Here is an 11833-nt window from a genome sequence, read left to right on the forward strand (position 1 = left end):
GGCGGGTATTTTCGACTTATTTCAGTGTAAACTGAATAGTTAAATTGTTAGTTAGCTGTTCAATGAAGAGCGCAGGCGTTTTGCTGCTTCGACCATGTTGGCCAACGCTTGTCGGGTTTCTGTCCAACCGCGGGTTTTCAAACCGCAGTCCGGGTTCACCCATAAACGCTCAACCGGGATACGATCAGCCGCTTTGCGCAGCAATGCCTCTATCCATTCAACACTTGGGACGTTGGGTGAGTGAATATCATACACGCCAGGCCCGATCTCATTCGGATAGGAGAAATCTTCAAACGAATCCAGCAGCTCCATATCGGAGCGAGAGGTTTCGATGGTGATCACATCCGCATCCAGCGCTGCAATGGATGGCATAATGTCATTGAACTCGCAATAACACATATGAGTATGGATTTGGGTATCATCTTCCGCAATGGCGGCACTCAGTTTGAAAGCATCCACCGCCCACGCCAGATATTCCTTCCACTCTTCTCTGCGCAGTGGCAAGCCTTCACGTAATGCGGGTTCATCAATTTGGATGATGCCAATACCGGCTTGCTGCAAATCATCAACCTCATCACGCAGAGCCAGTGCGATCTGTTTGGCGATGGTTTCACGGCTGATATCTTCCCTTGGGAATGACCAACAGAGAATGGTCACCGGCCCCGTCAACATGCCCTTGACCGGCTTATCCGTCAGGGATTGCGCATAGGTCGCCCAATTTACCGTTATTGCCTCTGGGCGGCTGATATCGCCAATGATGACCGGTGGTTTTACGCAACGGGAACCGTAACTTTGTACCCAGCCATTTTGGGTAAAAACATAGCCGTCAAAGTGTTCACCGAAATACTCCACCATGTCGTTACGTTCAGCTTCACCATGTACCAAGACATCCAGCCCCAGACGCTCCTGTTCTTGCACGGCTTGTTTGATATGGTCACTGATATTGGCTCGGTAATGCGTACTATCCACCCGACCTTTTTTGAAATCGAGACGCAGGCTGCGAATTTCCGTTGTCTGCGGGAACGAACCTATGGTGGTGGTTGGCCACAATGGTAAGTTATAGCGTTGACGCTGGAGCTTGGCACGCTCAGGATAGGCCTGATGACGTTCACTGTCCTGTGGCTGAATGGCCGCAATGCGTTCAGCGACCGCAGGGCTATTTACTCTTGTGGAGCTGCGACGGGCGCGAATGGGGGCACTATAAGCATCAAGTTCAGCCTGTTTACTGCCTTCTGGTGCATTCAATGCTTGTGACAGCAAAGAAAGTTCCGCGCATTTCTGCAATGCGAAAGCAAACCAGCTTTTCACTTCTTCATCCAACCCCGTTTCATCATTCAGATCAATGGGGCTATGCAGCAATGAACAAGACGTGCCAATCCACACCGTTCTTTTACCCACCAATGGCGCAACAAGCTGATATTTTTCACTCAAATCTGCTCGCCAAACATTGCGGCCATTAATCACTCCCAATGAAAGCAACCAATCTTCTGGCAAGGATTTATCCAAATTCTCGAGCGGATCGTGCCCTGCAACCAAATCGACATGCAGTCCTTGCACCGGCAGTGATTTTATTGTCTCCAGATTGTGGCCGATGCTATCGAAATAGGTCGTCAGCAACAGCTTCACTTTCCCCTCAAGAGACTGGTAAGCCGTTGAGAATGCCGCCAGCCACGCTTCTGGTAGCTCCAGCACCAGAGCCGGTTCATCAATCTGTACCCACTCAATGCCACGTTTTGCCAGTTCTGCCAGCACTTGCTGGTATACCGGCAGGATATCCTGTAATAAAGACAGGCGATCAAAAACCTTGCCTTTCACCTTACCGAGCCATAAGTAGGTCACGGGCCCCAAAAGAACCGGTTTTACTTTGTGCCCTAATGCCAGTGCTTCGTCAACTTCGTCCAGCAATTGAGTCCAACCCAGCTTAAATGCTTGCCCTTCCTGAAATTCAGGCACGATATAGTGATAATTGGTGTTGAACCATTTCGTCATTTCCGCCGCGGCCGCAGGTGTACCTGTTGGTGCCCGGCCACGGGCGATACGGAACAGCGTATCCAGATCAATCTTGCCCTCTTCATTTTGATGACGCGGTGGAACATTGCCCAATAACAGACTCGTGGTCAATACTTGGTCATACCAGGCAAAATCACCCACGGGAACTAAATCAACACCCGCTTCTTTTTGCTGTTGCCAGTGACGTGCACGTAATTCACGACCTGCCTCCAGCAATTCCTGTTGAGAAATTTTGCCCGCCCAATAGCTCTCTTGCGCCTTTTTTAGCTCTCTTTTCAAGCCGATACGTGGAAAACCCAATGTATGATTCAAAACTGTCATGTCGTCACCCATAAAATTTTAGCCATCTAGATGTTTACACTTCTATAATCAACAGGTAGTGTATAAACCACAAGCGCAAATTATTCATTATCAACTTGAAGGTTTTTCATGATCGAATTAAAACACTTAAAAACACTACAAGCACTGAACCATTGTGGCTCACTCGCGGCGACGGCAAATTATTTGCATCAAACGCAATCTGCCCTTTCTCATCAATTCAGTGAATTAGAACATCGGCTGGGATTTAAGTTGTTCATTCGTAAAAGCCAACCCTTGAAACTAACGCTTCAAGGAGAAGTATTATTAAAGTTGGCAGATCAAGTCCTCCCCTTAGTGACCGATTCCTTACGTCAATGTCATGAACCGGAAGAGACAAACTTACGCATTGCCATTGAGTGTCATAGCTGTATTCAATGGCTGACCCCGGCACTCAAGCGTTTTCGTGAAAGTTGGCCGCAAGTTAATGTGGATTTCAAATCAGGTGTGACGTTTGATCCTCAACCTGCCCTGCAAAAACGTGAGCTGGATATTGTTCTGACCTCTGACATTATTGCAGACAGCCATCTGCACTATACGCCGCTGTTTGATTACGAAGTGAAGCTGGTGATTGCGCCGGATCATCCACTGGCCAATAAAAGCGATATTCATCCACAAGATCTTGCGGCTGAAACGTTGCTGATTTATCCCGTCCAGCGACAACGGTTTGACATCTGGCGACGTTTTCTCCAGCCAGCGCAAGTGACGCCGACCTTAAAAACCGTCGATAATACGCTACTGTTGATTCAGATGGTTGCCGCCCGATTGGGCATCGCCGCGTTACCGCACTGGGCGGTGGAAACCTTCGAAAGGCAAGGATTGGTGGTAACCCAAACGCTGGGAGAAGGATTATGGAGCAGATTGTACGCTGCCTGCCGAGAAGGAGAACAGCGCCAACCCGCTATTGATACATTTATTCGTTCTGCGCGTCAGCACGCTGTGGATAATTTGCCGTTGGTGAAACGGGTTGCAGTATCCAGCGGTGATGCACCCAAAGTGATGCAACAATCAGGCTGCCTCCAATGGTAAAACTCAGCCAGTTCGGGTGCTGCTGCCAAATTGCAAAATTGACCAACAATCCCGCCGGAACCAACATATTATTCATAATCGCCAGTGTTCCGGCATCCACTTGAGTTGCACCATAGTTCCACATAAAGTAGCCAATGCCCGACGCCCCAACGCCTAACCAAAGCAAGACGCCCCACTGTAACTGAGTCGTCGGCAATTTTTGTGGATCACCGAACAGCAACCAGCCAATCGTGGCGACAACACACGCTCCTAGATAGAACCACGAAAATGCCACTCGCTGCGGGATCGGATGAATCTCCATCAATCGCTTATAACCGACCTGACCTATTGCAAAGAAAATATTGGCTAATTGCACTAATATCAAGCCAATCCAGAAAGATTCGCTTAATTGGTCATAGCGAATAATCGCGGCGCCGGCCACAGCCAATAAAGAACTCAGGGCATAACCCCAGCGCAATCGCTGACGTCCCATCAAATCATAAATTAATGTGACATAGAGCGGCGTCATGATGGTAAATAGCAAAAATTCTGCCACAGTCAGATAGTGATAGGCATGAAATACAAACAGATACATCACACCAAGCTGACAGGCACCAACGGCCATATACAATAAAATGACTTTCAGCGATAACCCACGCCAACGCAAAAATGGTAAGAATACCATTGCTGCCAAGACGACTCTGGCAAGAACAGAAAACCAGCTATCGACCTGACCCGCGAGATAAGCGCCAATCAGGCTGAATGAAGCGGCCCACAAAAATGTCGTGATCGTTAACAGCCACATAATTTATTGGTCTTTTACCTTTTTATTGATCTTTCCCCACTAAAAGCGCTTCCAGCAAATCAAGATCATGCAGCAAGGTTTGTAGTGTTTCATTACTAATCTTACGGGTTGCACGCAGGTGATATAATTCCCCTCGTTCAGCCCTTAATGCCGTCAAACGAAAGCGACGCTCCAGATCTTCAACCAGCAGGTTATGCTCGATTTCATCCGTTCCCGCAGTACGACGCCGCAGATGACCGGTGACCCTGGACGCAACTTCACTAATAACTTCTGCATCCAGCTTTTCTTCCGTATTGGCCGACAGACGCTCTTCCATTTTATTCATACTGACAATCGCAACTTCAGCCATGGCGGCTTTTGCCATTCTGATTTCATTGATATCGGCCTGCTTATCGCCGACTTTCATGCCACGCAGCAGCAAGGGTAACGCGACAACCCCCACAAAGAGGGAGAATAGAATTACGCCCGCGGCAATAAAAATCAACTGATAACGTGCCGGGAACGGATCACCATCCGGCAAGAACAATGGCACAGACAGTGCACCTGCCAGCGTAATTGCCCCACGCACACCCGCAACCGAAGCCAAACACAACTCACGGGTCGTGTAAGTGGCAAACTGAAGGGGTTTTTTCTTTATCAGCATCTTGCTGGTCGTTTTCATCAGCCATAACCAGCTAAATCGCAGTAACACCAACGCAACGTAAATAACCCCAACGGCAGTAAATAATATCCAGGTTTCAACATTGGGATCAAGTTCAGCCTGAGCCACCGAGGTTTCCCAGATATCCGGCAATTGCAGCCCCAGCATGATGAACACCAGGCCATTGAAGACAAAGGCCAACATGCCCCATACGTTATCGGCACGCAGACGCATATCCAGCGGTGCGTTGCGGATCACGCCAGCCTTGCTGATCGTCATACCTGCGGCAACTGCGGCCAGAATCCCTGACACACCGATATGTTCAGCAATCATGTAAGAAGCGAATGGCAGCAACATCATAAACATGATTTGCGTGGCGGGATCATCCCCACTCCAGCGACTCATCAATCGCAGTGATTTGCTGTACAGCCACGTGATGGCAATACCCGACAACAAACCACCCATCGCAACAATGAGAAACTCCACCGTTGCGCCGGTGACGGTAAAGACCATCGTGCCCATGGCAATCGCCACAGCGAATTTCAGCGCGACCAAACCCGAAGCATCATTCATTAATGCTTCCCCTTCCAGCACGCTCATTATATTTTTAGGAATGCGCCCTTTTCCAACAATCGATGACAATGCCACTGCATCCGTGGGGGATAATACTGCCGCCAAGGCAAAAGCAGCAATCAGTGGGATACTCGGCAATAACCAGTAGATCAAATAGCCAATGCCAACCACCGTCACCAGTACCAACACTAAAGCTAAAATAACGATTTCGCGCCCATGTTGGAAAAATTCTCTGGTCGGCGTTTTCCAACCATCAACAAATAATAAAGGAGGGATAAGTAAAACAAGGAAGAGTTCAGGATCAAAAGTAACGTGTAAACCAAAATGAGGCCAGGCCAGCAACGCTCCCATTGCTATTTGCACTATCGGCAAGGGGACACGGAACGGGATCATTTTAGTAAGAACCCCAGAAACTGACACAACCAATATCAAGATCAAGATAGTAAAGAATATTTCCATGTTACCCTTACAAATTGCCAAAAATCCGTCAGTGAAGAGATTGTGACTGTTTTTTACTGTCAATAACAGCGCTAATAACCATAAATATTACTGTTATTAAAGAAAATCAAAAAGCAATCACATTGTGAATCAATAAGCATTGATTCATTTATCCATTTTATACTTATCGGCAAGGCTGTGTTGAAAAATTAACACTTTTCAGACTATGTCTGACAACCACATGGCAGGATACAGAGAAAGGATATAGAAGGATATCGGTAGAAAGAATGCGCAAACGGTTGGCGTTTGCGCTTGCTATTTTAATTAGATAGCCCAATTCCCGGCATAAAATATAACTAATACAATGGTAAGAATAACTGTACCAATATTAAGTTTACGCCATTCACCGGCAAAAAGACGCCCGGCAACCAGCGTACTGAAACCCAGCATAATACCTGTCACAATGTTACAGGTCAGCACGATAAATACCGCACACAGTAAACCTGACATTGCATCAACAAAATCATCAAAATTCAGCTTCCGCACATTACCCAGCATCAGTAACCCGACGTACATCAAAGCAGGAGCCGTCGCGTAGGCAGGCACCAAATACGACAACGGAGACAAGAATAAAATCAGCAGGAACAGAATACCGACAACGGAAGCGGTTAAGCCGGTTTTACCGCCAGCCGCAGTGCCAGCGGCGGATTCAATATAAACCGCAGCGGGGGAAGAGCCGATGGCCCCGGCAAAAATACTACTGATAGAATCGGCTGTCAGCGCCTTGCCGCCATTGATAATCTGGCCTCGCTTATCCAATAAATTCGCTTGTCCCGCTACGGCCCGAATAGTGCCTGTCGCATCAAATACGGCTGTCATGACCAGAGCCAGAACACTGGGTAATACAATCGGCTGCAAAGCGCCCATAATATCCATACTGAACATCAGGGACAGGCCATCTTCCCCCAATGAGGGTAATTTAAAGAAGCCTTGATATTTAACGGCCGGATCAAAAATCAAGCCAATAATAGAAATCGCGATAATGATCAGCAAAATACCGCCCGGCATCTTTTTCCGTTCCAGACCGATAATCCCTGCCAACCCCAAGAGCGTCATGGCCACGGGAAATGAAGTCAACGAACCAAAGGACACAGGCAAGCCTGCATGTGGATTTTTAACCACCAAACCAACGCCATTGGCTGCAATCAGCAATAAAAACAACCCAATGCCAATACCCGTTCCATGAGCAATGCCCATTGGCATATTGCGCAAGATCCATGCCCGTATGCCCGTCACGGAAATGACCGTAAACAAGCACCCCATCAGGAAAACCGCACCAAGTGCCACCGGAACGCTGATTTGCTGCCCCAGAACCAGACTGAACGCAGTAAATGCCGTCAACGAGATCGCACAGCCAATCGCCATTGGCAAATTCACCCACAATCCCATCAATAACGAACCGACACCGGTCACCAGACAAACAGAAATAAACACCGCGGTATGAGGAAATCCAGCTTGCCCAAGCATCCCCGGCACCACAATAACGGAATAGACCATCGCCAGAAATGTCGTTAATCCGGCGATAATTTCCTGACGTACCGTCGATCCGCGTTCAGTAATCTTAAAATACCTATCGAGTTTGCATTGCGTTGGTACCTGCCTGCCAGACATGTTTTTCCCCTGCTTGTAGTTGAATATTTCGCATTGAACATTTCTTCTCGTCCCATCTCTTCACCCCGCCAAACGAAAACGATTACGTCACAAGATAACAACAATCAGTACTGCACTCATTGGTTCAGCCATTCGCTTGCGCAATCGTTTGGCTTTTCGGACAAAGAAACGGTGAGAAAATTTAAAGCGGATGATTATCCGGTGAATCAGGGATAAGAATCAAGCGATAATCACATCTTACCTGTATGTTTACTGAACAATTTGTTAACATTGACGAATATTAACTCAATAATTACGAGGATAGGTATAATGAGTCTTAAACCGTTTTGGCACCGTCTGGTTGTTATCAGCAAGCATGTCCTGTTGTAGAAAACATTGCAATTGCCTATATTTTGTGCAATCCTGCGATATCATTGATATAAACCATATCAATGATATCCACTGCTTGTGCAAATACGAATAAGGGGTCTGGAAGTGAATAGCAAAGTAGCAAAAAAAAGCAGGGCAAAAGAAAAAACACTCCGCTTAGGCTATGTTTCCCTTCTTGATGTTCTTTCGCATCAACAAGAGCATATTGAGCATATTCACGTCACAGAAATTCCCCCCCATGAAGCCGATCGTTTCTTGGTGGTGGAATTACCGGAAGAGATAGCCGGGGATCTTAATGTCAGGGATCTACGCATTGCCCTGCTAAGTGCACTCAACACCGCGACCTCCATCAAACGCAACGCTTCACCCAGTCAATCTGCACCCAAGATAATGAATCCAGAACGTTATGCGCACTCAGATAATCCGTGTGAAGAAAATCCAAAAGACTCCTGGAGAACATCCAACCGAAAAGATCGGATTGAAATGCTGAAAAATTCCATTCTCGCGGAATCAAACTGGCTTCCGGCGTATGAACTCAGCCAAGGTGCGGGTTTTTCGTTGCTTAATCCCAGTGCAACCCCCAATCGTTGGAAACAAGCGAAAAAAATCTTCGCGGTTTCAGTCAAGGGAAAGGATTTATACCCACAATATGCGTTGGATGAAGGCGGGCTACCGCTCCCCGTCCTCAAAGATATTATTGAAATTTTTGAGGGGAAAAAAACATCCTGGGGCATGGCGATTTGGTTTAATACCCCTAACTCATGGTTAGACAAAGAAAAACCGAAGGACGTTTTGCTAAGCCGTCCAGATGAGGTATTAAATGCAGCCAGGCAAGAAGCAGAAGGACCATTGCATGGTTAATTCACCCAATGGAAAATCTGTCAAAACGGGGATCTGGAAAGCCCACAATACGATTGAACGTATTCATCACCAAGCCTACAAAAGTACTGAGTTTAATCCGGGAAAAGGCAACGCCAGATTCAGCCCCTGCAAAAATGCGCAAGGTCACCCCATTCCCACTATCTATGGGGGGGAGAGCATTTCCGTGGCCGTGATGGAAACCATTTATCACGACGTACCGACAGGAAGCAATCATCTGCCTTTCGATCTGAGTAAATTGGATAAACTTGTCTACAGCCAACTGATTCCTGACATTGATCTCATCACGGTGGATATCAATATGCGAATATTACGCAAGTGGGGTTACGATCCAAAAGATATACTGCTTTCCGATGCCAGCAGCTATCCCGGCACACAAGCACTGGCGAGCCAGATCTATCAGGATAACCCCTCTGCCCAAGCGATAACGTGGGCCTCAAAACAACATGGTGATAAAGCGATCATGCTATTCGGTGATCGGCTCAAAGAAAACGAACTGACAGTCTCTATTGAATCACAACCGCTCTGGTCATCTAACCCAGTTATCAGGGCCGTGGATTTTCTGGCAGATGAAATGGGTCTGATAACCTATAACAATCAAGATATTATATAATTCCTCCGCCAGAACATAATGCGTAAGTCATAGTAAACAAATAGGATCTGCTATGGATACCTCTTTTACTTCTGCAACCTTTCCTGATAATTACCGCCAGAACATCCGTCAAATGAAACACACGATGCGCAAGCAAATTGGTGATGTTGAAGGCTTGTTCGCGCAGATTTGTCACAAAATAGAACAAGAACTCGCAGCCGCCAGAGAAGATGAACAGGAGACAGGTAGCGCCTGGCCTGAAATCCACTGGCGTGATTTGGCCGAACACCGTATCTCCACAGAACTTTTACAGAAAATTAAACGCCGGGGATGTGTCATCGTCAGGCAAAATTTTCCCCGTGATACGGCACTTGCATGGGATAAATCCCTGCTCGATTACCTTGAACTCAATCATTTTGATCACGTTTATCAAGGCACGGGGGATAACTATTTTGGCAGCCTTGAGGCATCCCGCCCGGAAATTTACCCTATTTACTGGTCACAAGCCCAGATGCAGGCCCGACAAAGCGAAGAAATTGCCCAAGTACAATCTTTTCTCAATCGTCTGTGGAAATTTGCCTCCGATGGCGTGTGTTGGTTTGATCCTGACGTCAGCATTATTTACCCTGACCGCATTCGCCGCAGACCACCGGGCACGGCCTCCAAAGGGCTTGGCGCCCATACCGACTCAGGTGCCTTGGAGCGTTGGCTGCATCCTGCTTATCAAAAAGTGTTCAGCCCTATTTTCAATCACCAATTTGCCCAATATGACCCTTGGGATGCCGCACATCGTCCAGAGATAAACGAATATGAACTGGATAACGTCACCCGATGCTCGGTTTTTCGCACTTTTCAGGGCTGGACGGCGCTATCGGATATGGCACTCAATCAGGGGCTATTGCATGTTGTTCCCGTGCCAGAAGCAATGGCCTATCTGCTAATACGTCCTTTGCTAAAGGATGTGCCCGAAGATGAGCTCTGTGGCGTTGCGCCCGGTAAGGCGCTGCCGACGTTGACAAAATGGCATCCTCACCTCATTGACGGGCTATGCAGCATTCCCTCTTTACAGGCGGGGGATTCTGTCTGGTGGCACTGCGATCTTATCCACTCCGTCGCGCCTGTGGAAAATCAGCAAGGCTGGGGAAATGTGATGTATATTCCTGCTGCCCCTTTGTGCGACAAAAATCTGGCTTATGCGCATAAAGTGGCAAAATCGTTTGAGAATGGCACATCTCCGGTTGATTTCTCCCGCGAAGACTACGAAAAGCACTGGAAAGACCGTTTTACTGCCATTGACTTGACCGCCATCGGCCGGCGTGGCCTTGGCCTTACCTAAACGGGTGGTTAGCGTGACATTTTTATGCGGCCTTTCGTCCTGACCTTGTGTAGAATCTCCTCAATTCGACTTTTGGCTGGCTCATTAGGATATAGACCATTTCTGGAAGATTTAAGGAGATAAACCATGACAACGTATGCCCTAGTAGGCGATATCGGTGGGACAAATGCACGGCTGGCATTATGTGATGTGGATACTGGGCAACTGAGCGCAGTCGAATTCTACCCCTGTGCGTATTATGCCTCGCTTGAAATTGTGATCCGCCAATACCTGAAACAGCAAAACTGTGAAGTCAATGATGGCTGCATTGCCATTGCCTGTCCGGTGACGGATGATGTTATTAGCATGACCAACCACAGTTGGCGTTTTTCTGTTAGCCAAATGAAAGCTTCTCTGGGATGGGAACGTTTTGAGGTGATTAACGATTTTACCGCCGTTTCCCTCGCCATTCCGGTTCTGGGGGCAGGTGATGTGATTCAGATAGGTGGAAAACAGGCTCAAGCCAAGCGCCCTATCGCCGTTTATGGTGCCGGGACGGGGTTGGGTGTCGCACATCTTATCCACACAGGAAACCAATGGATGAGCTTGCCGGGTGAAGGCGGTCATGTGGATTTTGCGCCGGACAGTGAGGAAGAAGATCACATGTTAAGCGTACTGCGGGAAGAGTTTGGTCATGTCTCCGCCGAACGAGTCCTTTCCGGCCCCGGATTGGTGAATATTTATCGTTCCCTGATGAAACTAAACGGCCAAGCTGCCGAAGATCTTACCCCGCGTGATATTTCTGACCGTGCACTGAATGGAAATTGCCCGATCTGCAAACAGGCATTGGCACTCTTCTGTACTGCGTTAGGGCGTTTTGGCGGGAATTTGGCACTGAATATTGGCGCATTTGGCGGCGTTTACATTGCGGGTGGTATCGTTCCCCGTTTCTTGGGTTTCTTCCAAAAATCGGGATTCCGGCAGGGATTTGAAAGTAAAGGCCGATTTACACGTTATTTGCAGGATATTCCTGTCTATCTGATTACTCATGATAAACCGGGGTTATTGGGAGCAGGTTCTTATATTCGTCAAGTGCTGGGTAAAACGATTGGGTGAATTACATACAGCCTGACAGTGATTGTGAATGTAAAATCATAACCACCCGCATAGCGGGTG

Annotated in this window: 9 protein-coding genes; 5 read left to right on the forward strand and 4 right to left on the reverse strand. The window is 47.6% G+C overall.

Annotation, left to right across the window (positions count from 1 at the left end):
• Window positions 1–51 precede the first annotated feature (51 nt).
• Window positions 52–2331, reverse strand: coding sequence for a 5-methyltetrahydropteroyltriglutamate--homocysteine S-methyltransferase (metE, locus tag PSI17_RS10340; RefSeq protein ID WP_273551918.1), 2280 nt, complete (start codon window positions 2329–2331; stop codon window positions 52–54).
• A gap of 108 nt (window positions 2332–2439) precedes the next feature.
• On the opposite strand from metE, the gene metR reads away from it, so the two are divergent.
• On the forward strand, window positions 2440–3396 hold the full coding sequence (gene metR / locus PSI17_RS10345; protein ID WP_273551919.1) for an HTH-type transcriptional regulator MetR: 957 nt from the start codon (window positions 2440–2442) through the stop codon (window positions 3394–3396).
• On the opposite strand, the gene PSI17_RS10350 is transcribed toward metR, so the two are convergent.
• The 3 genes from PSI17_RS10350 to PSI17_RS10360 form a co-directional block, all read right to left on the reverse strand.
• A complete protein-coding gene (locus PSI17_RS10350; RefSeq protein WP_273551920.1) occupies window positions 3281–4180 on the reverse strand; it encodes a carboxylate/amino acid/amine transporter in 900 nt (299 codons plus the stop codon). The two genes, metR and PSI17_RS10350, sit on opposite strands and share 116 nt — an antisense overlap.
• A 22-nt stretch (window positions 4181–4202) precedes the next feature.
• On the reverse strand, window positions 4203–5852 hold the full coding sequence (locus PSI17_RS10355; RefSeq protein ID WP_273551921.1) for a Na+/H+ antiporter: 1650 nt from the start codon (window positions 5850–5852) through the stop codon (window positions 4203–4205).
• A 303-nt stretch (window positions 5853–6155) separates the two neighbouring features.
• On the reverse strand, window positions 6156–7502 hold the full coding sequence (locus PSI17_RS10360) for an NCS2 family permease (RefSeq protein ID WP_273551922.1): 1347 nt from the start codon (window positions 7500–7502) through the stop codon (window positions 6156–6158).
• Between the two features lie 474 nt (window positions 7503–7976).
• Between PSI17_RS10360 and PSI17_RS10365 the strand changes: the two genes are divergently transcribed.
• The 4 genes from PSI17_RS10365 (at window position 7977) to glk (ending at window position 11773) form a co-directional block, all read left to right on the forward strand.
• Entirely contained in the window at window positions 7977–8732 is a 756-nt protein-coding gene (locus PSI17_RS10365) for a hypothetical protein (protein ID WP_273551923.1), read from the forward strand.
• On the forward strand, window positions 8725–9363 hold the full coding sequence (locus PSI17_RS10370) for an RES family NAD+ phosphorylase (protein WP_273551924.1): 639 nt from the start codon (window positions 8725–8727) through the stop codon (window positions 9361–9363). Before PSI17_RS10365 ends, PSI17_RS10370 begins: the two co-directional genes overlap by 8 nt.
• 52 nt (window positions 9364–9415) lie before the next feature.
• The gene (locus tag PSI17_RS10375; RefSeq protein WP_273551925.1) at window positions 9416–10678 is read left to right on the forward strand and encodes a DUF1479 domain-containing protein; all 1263 of its coding nucleotides are present in this window, start codon (window positions 9416–9418) and stop codon (window positions 10676–10678) included.
• A 126-nt stretch (window positions 10679–10804) separates the two neighbouring features.
• Window positions 10805–11773, forward strand: a complete 969-nt coding sequence (glk, locus tag PSI17_RS10380) for a glucokinase (protein WP_273551926.1) — start codon at window positions 10805–10807, stop codon at window positions 11771–11773.
• Window positions 11774–11833 lie beyond the last annotated feature (60 nt).

It is taken from the genome of Xenorhabdus sp. IM139775, from assembly GCF_028598745.1.
Taxonomy (GTDB): Bacteria; Pseudomonadota; Gammaproteobacteria; order Enterobacterales; family Enterobacteriaceae; genus Xenorhabdus.